Annotated in this window: 11 protein-coding genes and 1 pseudogene (1 of these 12 only partly in view); 5 read left to right on the forward strand and 7 right to left on the reverse strand. The window is 63.9% G+C overall.

What is annotated here, in order from left to right; translation table 11 throughout:
* Both OIE68_RS00745 and OIE68_RS00750 read right to left on the reverse strand, forming a co-directional pair.
* Positions 1-5,569: the start of a LuxR C-terminal-related transcriptional regulator gene (locus OIE68_RS00745; protein WP_327097440.1), read on the reverse strand. 24,938 nt of this gene lie to the left of the window's left edge; 5,569 of the gene's 30,507 nt are visible here — the first part of the coding sequence; it begins with the start codon at positions 5,567-5,569; its stop codon lies off the left edge, out of view.
* A gap of 298 nt (positions 5,570-5,867) precedes the next feature.
* Positions 5,868-6,182, reverse strand: a complete 315-nt coding sequence (locus tag OIE68_RS00750; protein WP_327097441.1) for a hypothetical protein — start codon at positions 6,180-6,182, stop codon at positions 5,868-5,870.
* Between the two features lie 685 nt (positions 6,183-6,867).
* Here OIE68_RS00750 and OIE68_RS00755 point away from each other — a divergent pair.
* From OIE68_RS00755 to OIE68_RS00770, 4 genes are all read left to right on the forward strand, one after another.
* Positions 6,868-7,602, forward strand: a complete 735-nt coding sequence (locus OIE68_RS00755) for a zeta toxin family protein (protein ID WP_327097442.1) — start codon at positions 6,868-6,870, stop codon at positions 7,600-7,602.
* 312 nt (positions 7,603-7,914) lie between these two features.
* On the forward strand, positions 7,915-8,658 hold the full coding sequence (locus tag OIE68_RS00760) for a zeta toxin family protein (RefSeq protein ID WP_327097443.1): 744 nt from the start codon (positions 7,915-7,917) through the stop codon (positions 8,656-8,658).
* Positions 8,659-10,172: 1,514 nt separating this feature from the next.
* Complete coding sequence (locus tag OIE68_RS00765; RefSeq protein ID WP_327097444.1) at positions 10,173-11,390, forward strand: hypothetical protein; 1,218 nt, start codon at positions 10,173-10,175, stop codon at positions 11,388-11,390.
* Between the two features lie 327 nt (positions 11,391-11,717).
* A complete protein-coding gene (locus OIE68_RS00770) occupies positions 11,718-12,635 on the forward strand; it encodes a hypothetical protein (protein WP_327097445.1) in 918 nt (305 codons plus the stop codon).
* A 167-nt stretch (positions 12,636-12,802) separates the two neighbouring features.
* Here OIE68_RS00770 and OIE68_RS00775 read toward each other — a convergent pair whose 3' ends face one another.
* Together OIE68_RS00775 and OIE68_RS00780 are read right to left on the reverse strand one after the other, a co-directional pair.
* Complete coding sequence (locus tag OIE68_RS00775; RefSeq protein WP_327097446.1) at positions 12,803-13,627, reverse strand: SDR family oxidoreductase; 825 nt, start codon at positions 13,625-13,627, stop codon at positions 12,803-12,805.
* A 52-nt stretch (positions 13,628-13,679) separates the two neighbouring features.
* Entirely contained in the window at positions 13,680-14,504 is an 825-nt protein-coding gene (locus tag OIE68_RS00780) for a class I SAM-dependent methyltransferase (protein ID WP_327097447.1), read from the reverse strand.
* A gap of 538 nt (positions 14,505-15,042) precedes the next feature.
* On the opposite strand from OIE68_RS00780, the gene OIE68_RS00785 reads away from it, so the two are divergent.
* Positions 15,043-15,618, forward strand: a complete 576-nt coding sequence (locus tag OIE68_RS00785; protein ID WP_327097448.1) for a TetR/AcrR family transcriptional regulator — start codon at positions 15,043-15,045, stop codon at positions 15,616-15,618.
* A gap of 178 nt (positions 15,619-15,796) precedes the next feature.
* Here OIE68_RS00785 and OIE68_RS00790 read toward each other — a convergent pair whose 3' ends face one another.
* The 3 genes and pseudogenes from OIE68_RS00790 to OIE68_RS00800 all read right to left on the reverse strand — a co-directional run bounded on the left by OIE68_RS00790 (position 15,797) and on the right by OIE68_RS00800 (position 17,708).
* Positions 15,797-16,711: an immunity 49 family protein gene (locus OIE68_RS00790; RefSeq protein ID WP_327097449.1), complete on the reverse strand. Its 915-nt coding sequence runs from the start codon at positions 16,709-16,711 to the stop codon at positions 15,797-15,799.
* 100 nt (positions 16,712-16,811) lie between these two features.
* Positions 16,812-16,946: pseudogene (locus OIE68_RS00795) on the reverse strand (transposase); the annotation flags it as partial.
* A 192-nt stretch (positions 16,947-17,138) separates the two neighbouring features.
* Complete coding sequence (locus tag OIE68_RS00800; protein ID WP_327097450.1) at positions 17,139-17,708, reverse strand: hypothetical protein; 570 nt, start codon at positions 17,706-17,708, stop codon at positions 17,139-17,141.
* Between the last annotated feature and the right edge of the window lie 38 nt (positions 17,709-17,746).

The raw sequence follows: 17,746 nt of genomic DNA on the forward strand, positions 1-17,746 counted from the left end.
CAACCATCGCTGTCCGATCGTGCGCTCGAAGCTTGAATCCGATACGGAGCAGCAGCGACCTGACGGTAGCCGGTGACATAGCCCGCGCCTCGCCGATCTGCCTGTTCGTCAGCCCCTCTGCGACCAGGCTGAGTATCTCGAATTCCGTCTCGGACAGCACGTCACGACCGGGCATCGGAGCGGGTTCTTCAGCCACTGGGTCGGCGAGTGGGAGGATGCCCGCGCGCAGCGCCCGCCCAACCATTCCCGCGCGTTCGCGGATACCGAGCTTGTCACCGATCCGGTTCAGTTGTTCTTTCACATCGTCGGGTGACCGCACGACGTCAGCGGACACGACGACGCCTATCTCCTTATTCGTCATGCCCTCCGCAACGAGGGCGAGCATCTCGATCTCCGCCTCGGTCAGCACGTTGTGGCCGAGGGCATGACCGGAATGGGTGACAGGGAGGATGCGCGCGTGCAGCGCACGTGCCACCATTCCGGCTCGATCGCCTGTCCCGAGTTTGCCGCCGATGCGGGCCAAGTGGGCCTTCACTGTGAGCCAGGACAAACCCATGGCTACCCCAATGTCCTTGTTGGACATGCCATCAGCGACCAGGTCGAGTACCTTGACCTCTTGTTCGGTCAAAATGCCACTCGGCATCTCCTGGAATGACTCAGCGATATCTTCGTCGCCGACGATGCCGCTGGCTCGGGCTGCGTTCACGATCCCGTGCCGACCATGGATCCCCAATTTGTCGCCGATCGCCTTGAGATAGAACTTCACCCTGCTCTCGGATCGGTCCAAGCGGTCCGCGATGGCTTTGTTGGACATTCCCGACGCGACCATTCGAACCACTTCGACCTCTTGATCGGTCAGACCATGATTCGACGGCTCCGACTCCGAGCTGCTCGGCTCGGGTCGCTTATCAGCGTCATCAGTTGTGTGCGGGGTGGTTTCGGTGTCGATCTCCGGGACGCCGGTCCGCGGTTCGGGGTCGGGGGTGGTGGTCAGCTTGTTGGAAGTCTGCAGCGGCGCTGCTTTGAGTCTGCGCTCCAACATGTTCCGCGCCATGCGCTGCAATGCTCCGGTGACATCATCCCCCTCTACGAAGACCCATTGCTGCCGCTCGGCGTTGGTGAACACGGCGCGATTGACTGCCTGCGCGAGATTGATCGCCTGTGCGAACAGCACAGACTGGGCCGGAGCATCGCCCTTGGCCGGTCGAACCCCTAACTGTTCGAGAACGAATTCCAGAATTTCCCGCCCGTGCCGGTTACGCAGCTTTTGGAAGGCTGCAGGATCACCCTGCTTGGCCCGCTGCAACACCGGGTCGGTGGCCTGCTCACCGTCGGTCGGGGGTCGGCCGTCTCCGGCATTGTCGCATTGATCGTCGGGGGTTGCTGGAGTGGTGTCGGCTCTGGGATCGCTCGCCGCGGCTGGCGTCGGTTCGCCGGGTGTGGATTGGGGAGCTGGTGGTGTAGCGGAGTAGTTCCCGTCGACGTCGGCAGGACCCGTCGTCCCGAAGTCGAACCAAATCGTCTTGCCCCTAGCGCGTTCCAGGTTGACGCCCCATGTGTTGGCAAGCTGACCCACCATCTCCTGGAAGAAGCGGCCGTGGGTGCCGGGCAACAACGCGCCCAATGCCCACTCATCGGCTTCCCCATCGGAGAACGCGTCGGTATCACTGTCTTTCGGCGGCTGTGGCAAATTTTGGCTGTTGTCGCCGATTTCGACTCGCCCGGTTCGCCAAACCCGTACTCGTGCATCCGAGTCGGGCACGTGTCGAGCAACGTTCTGCATTGCGTCCGAAACCACCGACACCACATCATCGATTCGTTCGTCCGGCAACCCGGCTTGCCGCAGCCGGTCGCGGACCTCCCGCCGTGCTTGCGAGGCCCCACGCTTGACGGTGCCCGGGGCGAAAATCAGGTCGACATCCGGATCGGGCATCGCCTGCTGCGATGGATCACCGTCGCCCGCCGCTTCGAAGAGCTTGAACCACACCGTCTTTCCCGCACCCTGAGGCAACTCGTAGCCCGACGTCTCTGTTTTCTCGATCATCGAGTCGATGGCAGGCCACCCAGGTTTGCCGCCCTGGGAGCGAGTAGGCATGTCGCCGTTACCGTCTGATACCTCGACCAGAGCCCACCGATTGCCCGGCTCCCCATGAATCGACGCCGACACGCGCGGATCGCGATCCCTGCTGGGATCGAAATCAGGCCGGGTGAGCGCCTGCAGCGCCAACGCCACCGCGAGCGCCGCGGCGGTATCGACCTGTTCGGCATGCGGCCACTCTCGCAGTGCCGTGCGAACGGCTCGGTCGGCCGCGGCCTGTGCTTTTGACTGCTTGGGCTTCGATTGCTTGGGCGTGGAAGGCCCCGGCGCCGGTGCGGCGGGAGCCGCCGAGTCCTCTTGTGACGACTGGGGCGGCGGTGGCGGGGGTGGTGGTGTCTCCTCGGGAGGTTTGCGTTTCTTGCGCTTCTTCTCGTTGGGATCGTCGCCCATCGTTGCTTGGGCTCGGGTGGTCAGACGCTTGCGTTCCACCGGCTTTCGAGGCGATGCGGCGGGTTGCAGGTGTGGTACTCCGCCGATGGCCGGCACGCCGCTTTCTCGGGGGTTGTATTCGAGGCTGTGCGGGTTCAGTTGCGGACCAGCGGGTTTCTGCGGAGCGCCGGGAGTTTCGGGGTTGGGTTCGACGGCGTACTTGGTCCGCAGGATTGGTGTGTCGGGTTTTTCGGGGACAGCGTCCTGATGGGATGGGTGTGCGGTCGAATCACGTGGCAGGGGAGTGACTTCAGGAGGGCGTGTCGGTGTGGGGTTGGGGGTGTTGTCGTCGGGGTTTTGAGGTGCGGGGGTGAAGCGGGCGGAATCGGCGGGCAGGTCGATCGGGGTGAGGGCGGGTGTGTGCGGGATTATGGGTGTGGCGTTCTCAGGTACCTCGTTGTCGAGTGGGTAGGTGATGCTGGGGTTGGTGATGTAGTCCCCTGCTGGGGTCTTCTGCACGTTGTGGTCGCGGTGGTCTTGCCACACATTGTGGTCGCGGGGGTCTTTCTGGACGTTGTGCTCCCATGGGTTGGGCACAGTGGTGCCCGGTGGGGTGGGGAACTCCTCGGGGTCGGCGTCGGGTTCGTCGTCGGTAGCTGGGCCACTGCTCGGCGCACCGAGTGGTTTGATCGAGCCTTCAGCTGCGGCGTCGGGATGATCGGCTTGGGTGACGGGTTGCCCGCCGGACGTTGCGGGCTGGGGTGCCGAAAGTCCAGTAACCGCATCTGGATTCGACGCCCCGTTCCCGCCCAGTGCCGCTGCACCAGCCAAGGCTGCTGGTGGGATCGCTTGGGCTGCGAGGTTGTTCGCAGCAGCGCCGGTGATCGGTGTGGCCATGTGCGGCTGCTGTGGTGAATTGGCTTGCGCGGCCTGCGGGTTGATGTGCTGCTGTGGTGTGTTGGCTTGTGCGCCCGGTGGTGTGGCGTGGGTTTGAGGTGGGTGTGGGTTGGCGTGGGGTTGTTGGGGTAAGTTGGCTTGTGGTGTGGCGTGGGGCGTGTTTGCTACAGGTGTCGGAGCGGGTGTTGCCGGTGGGCTGGCGGGACCAGGCGTTGTACCCGCCTGCGCGGTTGGGCTCTTCGCCTCCGTCGGGGTGGCGGGCGGCGTCGGGTTGGCGGGCGGTGTCGGGCCGGTCCCGCTGCCCGGCACTGGTTCGACCGGTGCGGTGCCTGCGGCGTGTGGCATCGCCGCGGGGGAGTTGCCGGTCGGTGTGACCGGTTCGTTGGGAACCGGCTCGTAGTCGAAGAAATCGAGGTCGAGGAGGATCTCCTCGTCGGACGGTGGTTTGCCAGGTCCTTCGCCACTCGCGGGCGGTCGCGGGCCCGATCCGCCTCCGGACGGTGAATCCCCGTGTGAGACAGGCGGTCTCGCTGTGACGCCCGGCTCATTGCCGCCGCCGGTGCCGCCGAGATCTTTGGCGGTGCCGATGTGGGTCTTGCTCTCCACATGGGTGTTGGCATTCATCGTCAGCACCGATCCCGGTGCGGCGCTGTTGGGTTGGCCGTCGGCGGCGGCGACTGGTCCGGCCAGGCTCATCTGCGGACTGCTCTCGGGTCGGCCGGTTTGGTATTGGGCGGTGCCGGGAGGGTTGGTCGACGACCAACTTCCCGATGCGGCCAAGGTAGGTTCGGCTCGTGCGGCTCCGAGGTTGCCGGCGATTAGGTCTTGCTGGCCATTTTCCCAACGACTTGAGCCGTGGCTGGGGTCGGGCTTGTTTCCGGGGGAGGACGGCGGCGTGCCCGGGGGGGGATCCGATAACGGTGGCGTGTCGCCCTTATCGAGGTTGCGGAAGGCCTCCTCGTATGACTTACCCTCGAATTCTGACTTGCCGAGCTCGTTGATCGCGGCTTCCAATGACTTGATCTCGGCGATGGTCTCCTCGTGTGGCCGTGCAGCGGAACCGTCGTTGTTGCTGCGCTGGCTGACCCGCTCCGGTTCTGGTCGGACCGGGAGGGCTTCGCGCGACCTGTTGTGCTGGGATCCGCCGATCTCGGGGATGGTCTCCCCACGCGACCGAGGTGCGTCGGCGCTGATGCCCGGCCTGGTCGAGTCGGGCACTGATCGGATCGGGAGGCCGTCGCTACTGCCTCGGGATCCGCCGATCTCGGGGACGGTCCCCGTAGAGGGCCGGGCGGCGCTCATGGCTCCGGTGACGCGCACTGCCACGCCGATGCTCGTGATCGCGCCACTGGCGCCACCCATCACCATCATCTGGACAAGGAGTCGGCCGGTGAGTTCGGTGTCGGTGAGCTCGGATACGACAAGCGCGGCGCCGGCCCCACCCGCGGCTCCGCCGGCAACGCTGGCGAGCACGATGGCCACGGTGCGTCCCGTCGCGCGAGTGAGCGCGGGCAGTACCACGCGGGTAACCAGCGAGCCTGCCAGGCCGCCGCCGCCACCGGCGGCCGCCGCCACCCCCACCTGGCCCCAGTCCATGTGGGTGCGGCGTCCGGGTTTGCCTTGGCCCTGGATGATTTGAAGCTCTTGTGCACCGGCCACGACGCCGCCCATGGTGAGTGCGCCCATGATGGTCGCGCGAATGGCGAGCGCCATGGTGGGGAATCGCTCCATGAAGGCGGCGATGTTTTGGAATAGGGTGGTGATGGTGCCGCGGCGGGCGGCGGCGGCGGCGATATCGGCGGCGATGCGGTCGCTGGCGGCTTTCATCGGTACGGCGGTGTCGATGAGGAGGTTGGCGAGCAGGACCGCCGCGATACCGATGACGATGTACTGCTCGAGTTCGATCGCGTTGGCGAAGTCGTAGAGCAGGGTGGCCATACCGTCGGCGTATTCGATTTGATTGCGCGTGTTGGCGATCTCGGTTTTCAGCTGTTTCTCGATCGCGTCGCCGGCCTCGCCCTGGATTGCTTCGGGTACTCGTTGTGCGAGGTGTTCGAGCTGCCCCAGGGTGACGGTGAGCCGTTCGGCCGAGCGTGCCCAGGCATCAGCGGTGTCGCGGATGCCAGCCGGATTACCGTTGGGGATATGGCCGACTATCCAGCGCGTCACCGAGTCCGGGAAGTCGGGCGGGATGGTGACACTCATCGGGGCTTCGACCGCCCTCTCGCACCCTCCAGCACCTGTCGGCCCCCCGGTACGGCCTGCGACGCGGAATTCGCTCCGGCCCGGATGATGTCAGGATCGACCTGCAATGATTGCCCCCATATCCGACTCCCTTTTCAAACCCTCAGCAGTGGAACCGAGCAGGAATTGGCTGCCGCTAGGTCTCGCTGAATCGACAACGCAGCCGTGTCGGCGACGCGAGACAGCGGGATCAGGTTCGTGGCGGTCTGTATCTGTTGGATTTGGCGATGGTGAGGTCAATGAGCGTTTCGTAGTCGCGTCATTCGAGTCGGTTTGTGTTGTCCAGGGGTTGCATGGTCGGCGACTTCGGCCCGCCCGAACCGCCTTCGTGCGATGCGGTGTCGGTGATCGTTCTTCTCGTCTGAGCCCAGGCAGGCCACCCGTAGTCGGGTCCCGGCGCAACCCGGGCGGGGAAACCCAGTTGCTGGCCTGTGGTCCCTCCGCCGTCGTCTTGTTCGTTGCGCATACGCTCGTGCTCGGCGTCGAGCAGGTTTCCACGCTCGGGGGCCACGTCCTGGAGTTCGGTGGCGTCGGCCTCGGGCAGTGTGCCGGGTGAGTCGGGCTCGTTGTTCATGAACTGAGGGCCTTGTCCGCCGCGGTCTCGAGCCGATCCGCCACTGCGGCACACTTATTCGCCCAGTCCGACCAGCCGTTGGCGCTCCGCCGCATCGCAGCCGGGTTCTTGACCGAAAAATGCTCTAGCGCTATGCCCCTCAGCCGCGCGGGAAAGTACTGCGGAATATGCATCACCACTAGCGTCAGTCCTCTCGCGATCTCGACGACAAAGTCGGTACGGCCAGCCCCGTCGGGCCGGACGCGCTCCGACCACATAACTCAGCTCGGCGAAGCACCGAACTCCGTGACTGTGAACCACGTTCGCAGTCATAGGATATGCATTTGCTAACGACGTTCGCAACTATCCGGCCCGGGTGCTGATTTCTGGCGCGACGGGTGCATGACCGCTGAACCTGAGCCGCGCCGTCGAGATCGCGTCAGGACGGTCGAGTGCCTGACGGGATCTGTTTGCTGTGCTGAAAAGCTTGTCCGACAACGAGTTCGGGTCCGTTCCGATGTTTCGAGGAGGGTTCAGATGGAGAAGGTCGCCTTCACCGAGGAAAAGGCGACCATGCTCGCCACGCTCTACAGCAAGGTGCTCGACTGGCGATGACCTGGCACATTCCGAGGTTGCGCGGGCTTGCCACGATCGGCCGCTGGAGCTTCTGACCGCCTGCCAGAGCGGTCCGTAGCGGGAGCGAAGCATGCCGCCGGGTTCGGAAGTCGCTGCCGCGCTGCGCCAAGTGCTCTACCGCCTCGAGGCGGCGTTCGGCAGCGCCGGTGCGAGCCTCAGCGGTACCGGACACCGGTTCGCGGATGCGGTGCGTGATGCTAGCCGCGCCTACCAGCTGTCCGATCAACAGATGCGTCGTATCTTCGACGAGAGGATCGTTCCGGAGCAGCTCGGTGGCGCATCGGGATCTGTCCGACGACCCGAGCTCGTTGTCGTTACCGGGCAACCCGCGTCCGGGAAGTCGACGGCCATCCGTGAGATCGCCGATTCCTTCCATGACCGCAACGCGGTCATTCTGATCGCCGACAACTACATGCCGTACCACCCGTGGTTTCACGAACTGCGGGCCCGCGACGACTTCACCGCCGGTGACCATATCTACCCGATTGCGGAAAAGTGGCTCGATATGGCCATCGAGTACGTGATCGCCCTCCGCCGCAATGCCATTCTCGAAGAGGGAGTGGGCGATCTCACCCGCGCCACCGGCATCATCCGCCGCTTCGACCACAATGACTACGGATCGCGAACCGAGGCGGTCGCCGTACGCCAAGAGCAGAGCCAGCTATCCAATCTCACCCGCTTTCTGGAGGAGCGCATGCGGCCCGGCACCGGTCGATACGTCCCCTCGAGGCGCAGAACGCGTGTTTCACCGGCTCCGCCGATCTGGTTCGTCTGTTCGAATCTCCCGGATCACTGGTATCGATGAACGGGCTTCGAGTGCGGTCGCACACCGATGTGCTGTTCGAGAACCACCGCCTGTCGTCGGGTGAATGGGCCAAGTCACCGCAGGGCTCGGAAGCCATGGAGCAGGAGCGCAATCGGCCGCTGACGCCCGTGGAGCAGCGTGCCTACGCCGACCAGATGCAGGATTTGCGCGACGGCATCGCCGCAGGCCGACAGCTGCGACCTAACGACGAGCACATCTGGGTGCGCTTGTCCAGGGAGGCCGATGAGCTCGAAGCCCTGGCCAGCCCTTGCTCCGGCCCGGGCCATCCGGCGGTCCGTCATAATGGCCTGCATGACCGCAGCAGCCGAGCTGCCCCCGCAGTGGGAGCGTGTGCTGCGCTACGAGGCCGCGGTCGACATCGTCACGAGCTTGATGGCGCAGTGCACCGCAGTCGAGTGGCTGGCCGAGCGCGCCGACGAGGTTGTCGTGCGACAGAATATGCGTTCTTTGCGCCGGGCATATCTCGCCGAGCTGTCCGAGCTCGACCCTCGGAACACCACGGCCGTGGCCAGGGTAATTCGCGGCTATGGCACAACACTGGCGGGGAAGGTCGAAGCACCACGGCTGCACCTGCCTTCCTGGAACGAACCAGCCGCCTGTCGACTCGACCGCGCGGCGCACGCGGCGGTATTCCGGGATCGGATCGCGCCGGAGACCCTCAGCACGCCACACCCTCGCGAGCGACCGATGGCGGTGATCCTCACCGGCCCACCCGGATCCGGAAAGACCACCGCGCTCCGCTGCCGGTATCACAGCTGGGACGATGCCGCCCCGGTGCTGATCGATCCCGGTATCTACCCCGCATTTCACCCGCGCAGCTGGGATCTCGTCCGCGCCGACGATGCGCGCGCCGGCGCTGCCGTCGAGGCAGATGCGCTGGAGTGGGCCGCCATGGCGGTCGACTACACGATTGGCCACCGCAATGATGTGCTGCTCGCAGTCGGGGAGCAGACGCCCAGGCGACGCGGACGCCTACGCCGCCAGTTTCCGGAATGCCGGCTACCGAGTGGAGAGAGAGGCATTGGCGGTCCCTGAGCCGGTCAGCGATCATGCGCTCACGTTCCGCTACTACTGCCGCCGCGGCAACTGGCCAGTGCTGAACGTGTAGGAGCACCGCCTGGGTGGATCGTGCTCGAGTAAGCCCGCGCACGCCGACCACCGTTGCCGGTGGACGGTCCTCGGCGTAATTGCGTTTGCCTCGGTAGTCGCGTGCATCTCGCGAGCCTTGATCAGCTGGAGTTCGGGTGAGGCCAGCGGGTCAGTGCCGACGCGGCAACGCGCTCAGGCGGATTGCACTCCTTCGCCAGCGCCTTGGCTGATGGGGTCGGCCGGCATCTCGTCGCGCGAATCATAAAGCGACTGCTCGGGAACCGGTCCGCGAAAGTCGCTCCGCCTCAGGTCTCGATCGTGTGAAGCCCAAGCTCAGCCACCTGTGCAGCCGATTCGGGCCTCCGTCTGCGGAGCGGAAGTGAAGGTCAAGTGCCCACGAACAGTTGCAAACACTGTTAGCAAACAAGTATCGTGCGAATTGCGAACAATGTTCACAATAGGAGGTCTTGGTGGGCTGTTGTCGACGATCCATGGTCGTCGTGGGAGGAGCCGGTTCCACTCACCTGGCCGTGCCCGCGGAGGCGCTCAGCCGCTGCGTCGTGGTCGATCCGCTCGGGCTGAGTTCGTGCGGAATGTCCGAACTGACTTGGTGGCCACGGAGCCGCAGGTGTTCTGAACCGGGTTCGCCTGGTCCACGACCTCTGGGTGGGCATCGATGAGGTCGTGGATTTCGCGGTGCCGGCTTTCGTTGCCGACGTGGGAGTCGGTGTTGACGGCCCTTGCCGAGTGGCACCCCAGCATGCTCAGCCGACAGATTCCGGCGTGGGTTCGCGCCTCGCGGCGGCGGACCAGGATCGTGTGGTTCATCGTTTTGGCCTTCGTGCTGGTTGTTTGGCCCGGCTTACTCGGCGCGGTCGCCATGGCGCAAATCGATACTGTGTCGGACGGACCGCCCGGGATCGCAGGAGTGGGCTGGATGAATGGTCTGCCGCCAGAGGAGACCGGTCTGCCGCCAGAGGATCGGGGGGCTCCGCAAGAAGTAACCGGTGAGCAAGGTTTGAGTGACCTCGGTTTGACTCCAGGAGATGTGGACACTGGCTCGTCGGATTCGACAACGCCATCCAACCCACTGGCGCCGCCTCCGCAGACGGGACAACCGGCAGCCGGTTCGGCGCCCCCTCCGAGTCAATCGGTTGTAGCCCCCAGCGGCACGTCCGCAGCGCCCGCGGACAACGGGATGTCGCCGCGGGCGCCTGGCACTGACGGGGCCGTCGACTGTATCTTCCCGGACGGGGAGACTCAGAAGGTCCCGGTGGTGGCAGCTCTGGGACTCACTGCTCCCGTATCGATCGACATATAGGACGCGGGCGGCGATGGCGATCTGGATACGGCGGGTGCGGTTTCGGCGGCCGCCCGCCGTGGTGCCGCCGAGTGGATGTGGTCGGAAGCTGGTATGGACGGTGAGAGGGCCTCAGGGCAGGCGTAGGTGCTCGTCGGTATTGGAGCCGGAGGAGTTCTGGAATCCGGAGCGGTGGCGGCCGGGTGCCGTGGCAGGACGCTGCTTCGTATGGATCAATTCCGGTCGGCGTCGGCGTCGGGTGGTCTGGATCTTGATTGCTGTTGTTGTGTTCCTGGCTATACCAGGGATCTTTGATGGAATGGCACGCGGGCAGACCGGGACTGGGGGCGGTGGCGGCTCCGGCATCGACGTACTCGATTGGATGGATATCCGGGACTCCGAGGGTGTGCCGGCGACGAGTTATCAGATCTCGACAGATGATGGAGGCCTTTTTCACCCGGGCGACACGGTGAGATCTGCCGTGCTCAATTTGGAGGTCCAGATCTGGCTGTTCCTGCAGATTCCCGCGTGCGAGTTCGTGGGCTTTTCGGCTGGTTACGAATGGCTGGACCCGTTTCATCGTGCTTTGACCGGTGTTGCGGAGAATCTTACCAGGCAGGTTGCCACACCGCAGGTGCTTTTCACTGCGGCAGCGATAGGCTCTTTAATTGTTGCACTGTTCGTTGTGCGGGGCTATTTTGCTCGGGCTACGACGCAGGTGTGTTTCATGCTGTTGGTGGCAGTGTTGGGTCCGGTATTTCTTGCGGAGCCTCTAGCCGAAGTGCTGGCTCCGAACGGTCTCCTGGCTCAAGGGCGTGATCTCGGTATCTCGGTGGCGGCCGGTCTCAACGGTGATGCTGACCCGAATCCGGCCGATCAGGTGGAAGTCATGCAGGCTGGTTTGGTCGACAACCTGCTGCGGCATCCGCTGCAGGTATTGAATTTCGGTCACGTCGTCGATCGGTCGCCGGCCTGTCGTGATGCTTGGTCGACCGCGGTTCTCTCGGGCGATGATTCCGATATCAGGGAAGCAATGCGTGACTGCGGCGACTCGGCCGCTTATGAGAGGGCTTCCGAGCCGACCTGGGGACAGGTGGGGTCCGGTTTGGTGATCATTTTTCTGTCCCCACTTGCATCGCTGGTATTGATAATGGTCTCATTCATGATTATCCGAGACGGTTGTTATGCTATCTATCACGGTTTCATGACAATTTTTGGTTTTGCTGCAGGCGGATTCATTTACGGACCGACGCAAACTTTTCTGATAAGGAATGTGGTGGATGCGTTTATAGCTGCCGGTCGAATGGCCGCATACACCATATTTCTCGGCGTATACACACTTTTTCTCAACAATATGTTTCTGCAGGCAGGCGGCTAGGTGATGGAAATATTGTTCCTCTGCGCTGTTGTGAACGTGGTCGCAATCTTCCAGGTCCGCAACCTGAGTCGGGCAATGCGAGGTGGTAGTGACTGGATCGCCAACCGGCTCGGGCTCGCGGCGCAGGGTTCCTCGAGCCCAGGCCATGGTGGCGGAGGCGGTTCTCGCGCCTTGGGGATGGGCGTGGTCGGTGCTGCCCAGTCCATGCCGGCCCATGTACTTGCCGGGTTCGCTGCGGCGAGTACAGTCAACAGTTCGCCCATCGCCGAATGGCTTTTCGGCGGGCGAGGTCGGCCGCTCAGTTCCGATGCGAAGCGTAGGCGCAGGGTGGAGAAGAAGACGTTGTCGGGGTGGGATGAAATAGCGGCTGAGTGGGCCAATTCGTATCAGCCTATTCGGCAGTTCAATAATGCTGGTCTCCGTGCGTTTCGTGATCCGGATCATTTCGCCGCCAACGTCGGTCGTATTGTCGGGCACCGCAATGTCCGGTCGGTAATCGGTCGAGGCGGTGTAAACTCTGCGAGAGGAGCATCGGCGATCATCGAAGGCGTGATCTGGGATGGCGCTGGGTCGGCAGAAAGGGCCCGCGGCGCCATGTTGGCTGCAGGCTACACCGATGAAAGGGTAATAGAAGCGGCCATCGCGGCTCGCAGCCATGTCGGCGGACGTGTCAAGTCTGAGCCATGGCAGAACGATGAATTGTCGATGTACATGGCTGCGTTGCGGAACTTTCAAGACGATCGGACTGCGGCGAACCTCGCGGAGGTCGAGACCTTCGCACTCAGATATCGCAATACGCACCGCGGGGGTGTGTCTTTCGATGATCCGGAACATGAGCGGCTTGCTCGGCATTACTTTGAGAACCCCGATCCTGATTCATGGCGGCAACTCCGAGATATAGCGGATGGCTTTGACCCTTCAGGGGAGCGAAAACCCGAAAATGTTGTGCCAGCGAATGCCCGTATACCGATCAATTTGGGTACCGGACTTGTGATGGTGAACAGAGAAGAGGCACAGCGCATTACAAGCTGGGTCGGCAACGAGCACCCACGGCAGATTGTGGAGTCGCTCGACAGGGTCATGGACTTGCCCGAGGGCGAGTTGCATTCAGACCGAGCCGACCGGCTGATCGCAGACCTACGCTGGCATAGCGTCCGTGCGAGCAACGACGACGTCAGGGCTGCCGGGCTGCACAGGAGCCCGTGGAGCCCGCCGCCCCCGCGGCCGTCCAGCCGGACACCGTGACAGCAGAAGACTCGAATGCCGAAGACGGGCTGTAGCCGTCGTCAATCAATCCCATCACCTAATCCGAAAATGATGGTGACCCCAGCCTGTCGCTGGATCTCTCGGGTATGTTTGCGCGTGATGGCTCACTGCGGCAAACGCTGGTTGGCGGGAGCTCGCCCAACGGTCTAATGCGGTCTCGCAGTGGACGATTGACGGTCGCGAGGGTGTACTTGTCGCACAATGGTGGCGATGAAATGTCGGCTTATAGTTCGGGGGGCGTAGCGGAAGGCGACGGTGGTGGCGCGATTGATGGCACCCGGAACTATGATCGCTCGTCCGCGCCGGTAGCCGCGCCAGCCGATTCGAGCGACAGTGTCGGCGCTCATCCAGGACATGCGGGGCAGGCCGCTCGCATCGACGCCCGCCGCATCCTGTAATTCGGTCCGGGTGTACCCGGGACAGAGGCAGCTCACCCGGACACCGAAGGGTTTGACTTCGTGATGGACCGACTCGCTGAGGGTGATCAGCGCCGCCTTGCTGGCGCTGTATGCGGCCAGACCTGGGCTTGCTTGTAGTCCGGCGGTGGAAGCGATGTTGAGCACGCCGCCGCTGCCCTGCTGCACCAGCTGCGGCAGTAGGGCACGCATCAGGCGCATCGGGACCGCGGTATGTAACGCCAATTGTGCTACCGCCCGGTCGATTTCACTGTTGGCGAAGAAGGTGTAGTCGGTGACGCCAGCATTGTTGACCAGGTGCTGGATGGGCTCGGCCCGACTTCGCAACCGATCCTCCACCCGCCGCACATCACTGTCGTTCTGCAGATCGGCGACGAGGACCTCGATGTTCGTTCCCGTGTCCTGCAGCTGTTCGGCCAGCTCGTCGAGCCGGTCGGCGCGCCGGGCGACCACGATCAGGTCGTGGCCGCTGCCGGCGAGCATCCGGGCGAACGCCGACCCGATTCCGCTGCTGGCTCCCGTAATCAGGACCCCGCCCCGCCGTGTTGTTTCCACGTGCACCACCACTAGCGACAGTCCTCTCTGTGCCGTAGTCGCGAATCGCCGGTCAGAAGCTCCAGCGGCCGATCGTGGCAAGCCGGCGCAACCCTGGAATGTACCGGGTCATCGCGAATTGCAGTCGTACACTGCGGGACAGTCCGGACTTCTGCCCCTCAGGCGTCCGGGGGTCGAACCAGTCGGAGGCGGCGAGGCACGCGGTCGTGCGATAGCCGAGTTGATCGAGTTCGGTTGGGTCGTCGATGCCCCAGTGCAATGTCGAACCGGTGTTGCGGGTGATCGGTGTGGCCTTCTGCATCTTGACGCCGAGCTTGCTGAGCATGTCGGCGATCAGCTCGCCCGATGGGAACTTGCGGGCGAGCTGTCGCAGTAGTTCACCGCCTGCTTCCGGCTTCAGGTACACGAGCAGCCCTTCGGCCAGGAGGAGTGCGGGGCGATCGGAGGGGATGCGGTCGAGCCAGGCGAGGTCGGTGATCGGTGTGCCGATGAGGTGGTAGTTGGCGCGCTGCGGATAGATACGGGTACGCAGGTCGATCACCTCGGGATAGTCGATGTCGAACCATTGCACCGATGGTGGCGGGTCGAGCCGGAAGACTCGGCTGTCCATACCGCAGCCCAGGTGCAGCACGATAGCCTCGGTGTGGTCGTGCAGGTACTGCGCGGCCCAGTCGTCGATGACCTTCGCGCGGGCCGCGATTCCCTCAGCGGAAGCCGCTGTGACACCGAGTCTTTGGAAGTCGTAGTCGATGTGCTCGAGAGCGTCCTCAGCTGCTTGATCGCCAAGGATCGGGTTCGCCAACCGGTTGTCGAGCACTTTGCTGTAGAGCGTCGCGAGCATGGTCGCCTTTTCCTCGGTGAAAGTGACCTTTTCCATCTGAACCCTCCTCGAAACATCGGAACGGACCCGAACTTGTTGTCGGACAAGCCCTTCAGCACAGCAACCAAATTCCGTCAGGCACTCGACCGTCCTGACGTGATCTCGATGGCTGGACAGTGCAGCCGCCTCGGCGGACCGGATGTGGTCTCACCACACAACTCGATGCGTCGGCGTCGACGACAGCCATTGAGACCTCCATTGTGAACAATGTTCGCAATTCCGCACGATACTTGTTTGTTAACGACGTTCGCAAGTTGTCGGTGGTGCTTGGTCTCCGCTCCCGCAGCGCAGTCACAGGCCCTGGATCAGCTAAACGGCTTGCGGGGTTTGGTCGACCACAGAACCACCCGGCGACCGGTGTGCGCCGGACCGGCGAGCGGGTGCTGACTCGCTATCGAGAGAGCGGTGGTCGAGCAGACGGATCAGCGCGCCTTTCCTGGTTTACAATACGGATCAGATCTGTATTATAAGTGCCATGAGTGCCGATGATCGTGCTCCTGGCCGTCCTCGGAGCAGGGAGGCCGATGCCGCTATCTTGAACGCCGCGCTGGAGCTGTTGATCGAACGCGGCGCCGAGGCGACCAGCATCGAGCTGGTTGCCCGGCGCGCCGGAGTCACCCGGGCAACTGTGTACCGGCGGTTCCCGGACAAGACTCGGCTGTTGATCGCGGCGATTGAGACAGCCTACAGCGACCCTCCGCGCACGCCGGAGATCCGCGACATCGAACACTTTTTGGCCGGTTCTGCATACGTCCTCGCCAACGCGCGCCTCCGCCGCCTCTTGCGGCGCCTCTACGACGCGATCGATGACTATCCCGAGCTCGCTCGTGCCTACCACGACCTGTTCGGCCAGCATCGTGACCGGGCGCGCAAGGACGTGTTCGAGCGGGCCCGTGATCGCGGGCAGCTACCCGCGGACACTGACCCTGACGTGCTGCTGGACCTGCTCACCGGAGCGGTCTGGCAACACTTGGCCACCCGGCCGGACACCAGCACGGCCAATGAAATCGAGCAGTACCTGCGCGCTGTGCTCCACCAGGCCGGCTACCGGCCCGACGCACATCAGCAACAACCTGTCGAGGACGGCAAACAGAGCCGGCCGACTCAATGAGAGGAGCAGCAATATGTCAACCGCCAGCGTCGAGGCGCACGAACGTACTCGGGCGTTCGCCCGCGTCATCGGTCCCTATATCGGCACGTGGGACTGGATCTGAGAAATCTGGCGCTTAGTGACCACCAGGGAACTCGACGTCGAACCACATGATGCGTTTCGGCCCTCGCGCGGTCGCTCAGGTGTCGATCTCGCCGACCCAGGTGTACTTCAGGAGCGCGGTGGGCAGGTACTCGGATTCGATGTCGATGGGGAAGCCGGCGTCGTGGGCAAGGCACGCGATGGCGAGCAGGTCGAGGGCGACGAGACCTCCCGAGCTGATGGCCCGATCCTCGGTCTCGGTCCAGTACTCCTTGTGCCACCGCAGCGCATCGGCCAGCGCGCTGTTGAATTCCTCATGGTCCTGCTGGAGATAGCGATAGAAGAGAATGATCGGCGGATAGATGACCTTCAACAGGGCCTCCTTATCCTCCTTGCCGACAACCGGAGCCGCCTCCTCGTTGGGGCCGTCGAACCGAGCAGTTTGCGGGTCGGTGCCGTCGACTGCGGCGACCAGCTTGTCGCACATGTCTGGCCGGCCGAGCCAGAAGCTCTGCAGGGTCTCCACCCAGGAGTAGATGTACTCGAGAAGCACCGCACCCGACCCCAGCGACTCGCGCAACAGGGAGACAGGTACCTGCGCCAACTTCTCCAGGCGCTCGGTCTCCCGACAGATCAACGCGAGGTAGAAGGAGGTGACCCACGCCTCCGCGTTCACACAGAACTCTGGGCCGATCGCGGGCAGGGATCGCTCCTGCTCCTTGATCCGGACCGTTACAGTGCTGTCTTCGGCCGCGGTGGCCGCGGCGAACAGCGCGGAGCCGGTCTGCATGGCCGTGACCCACGCTTCCCACGTCTCGAACTTCACCGCTTCCGGGTCCGTTGCACATCGCGACTGCGCCAGGGTCAGAGTCATGTTCAGGGCCTGGGCTCGTCTGACGCCCTTCGGCTTGTCGAGCCCGGCGATGACCCAGCTCGCGTTCTCCTTGAGCCCTGCTAGGCTCTCAGCCTCGTTGTCTATGGCACAGTCGTGGCGAGGAATGCTCGTGACCACGTGCTCTCCTGGTGGATCTCAAAGTTGCTCCAGCGAAGCACCAGCATAGGCACCACATCAGGCGCGACACGAGCGGGCAGTTCGGCCCGTCATCATGCGCCAGTAGCGGGACCGCGCCATCGCGGTCCTGTGTGCTGGCAGCGGTGACCACGACCGTCAGCAGCAGACCCATGGTGTCGGTGGCGATATGGCGTTTGCGGCCGCCGACTTTCTCAGCCGCCCCATCTCGTCCTCCCCGGTCGTTGCAGCCCGGCCCGCAGTACAACCGCATGATCGGACTGTCTTCGTCAGGGATGTTGAACGCCGGCCGGTGCTCCGGGGGCGTCGGGCGCAGATCGCAGAGCGCATCCGATGCGATTCAGCGGCGGGTCTCGACTGGTAGGGGCCAGTATTCGAGTGTTCTGTATTCCTGTCTCAGTGACGGTGATCAGCGACTGTGATCGCCGGGTGCGTAGCTTTTCCAGTTTCCCCCGGAGTCGGTCCAGATACGGTTCATGTGGTGGGCGGAGAAGCCGAGGGCTTCGGCGATCACAGGAGCGGGGGCCTGCAGGACGAGCTGGCGCAGGGTTGCTGCCCGGGTGGCTCCGGTCGGCAGGCCGAGATCATCGCGAAGATGTTCGAGCATGGTGCTGAAGTGCAGGGGCTGTCCTGCTCGCCGCCCTGGGAACAGCCAGCGGCTGCCCGCGTTGACGGTGTTCATGTTCTGGCGGTTGCCAACAAGTTTGAGCAGCAGCCCGCCGAGGGGCTCGGGAACGGGCGAGAGTGGCGTGCCGAGCCGGATGAGGACCTGATCACCATGGGTGATGACGTCCTCGACGGTGAGGCGGACGAGACGGGTGGCGGGTTGACCGTAGAGCAGCATCAGCGCGGCCGCGACCCGTGACCGGATCGGTGGCCGATCGTCAGTGAGCACCCGACGTAACAGGGCGAGCCGTCGCGACTGGGTGATGGGCTGACCGGCGCCGGTGCGGAGGGTTGGCAGGATCAGTTTCGGCATGTGACCAGCGTTCATTGCCCAGGTCAAGAAGGGGCGCA

This window comes from Nocardia vinacea, assembly GCF_035920345.1.
Taxonomy (GTDB): Bacteria; Actinomycetota; Actinomycetes; order Mycobacteriales; family Mycobacteriaceae; genus Nocardia; species Nocardia vinacea_A.

What these genes read in the sequence shown, in the direction of transcription:
- OIE68_RS00760 (WP_327097443.1), top strand. Translation starts at nt 7,915, where the DNA reads ATGACCGCAGCAGCCGAGCTGCCCCCGCAGTGGGAGCGTGTGCTGCGC.
- OIE68_RS00780 (WP_327097447.1), bottom strand. Translation starts at nt 14,504, where the DNA reads ATGGAAAAGGTCACTTTCACCGAGGAAAAGGCGACCATGCTCGCGACG.
- OIE68_RS00755 (WP_327097442.1), top strand. Translation starts at nt 6,868, where the DNA reads ATGCCGCCGGGTTCGGAAGTCGCTGCCGCGCTGCGCCAAGTGCTCTAC.
- OIE68_RS00750 (WP_327097441.1), bottom strand. Translation starts at nt 6,182, where the DNA reads ATGAACAACGAGCCCGACTCACCCGGCACACTGCCCGAGGCCGACGCC.
- OIE68_RS00800 (WP_327097450.1), bottom strand. Translation starts at nt 17,708, where the DNA reads ATGCCGAAACTGATCCTGCCAACCCTCCGCACCGGCGCCGGTCAGCCC.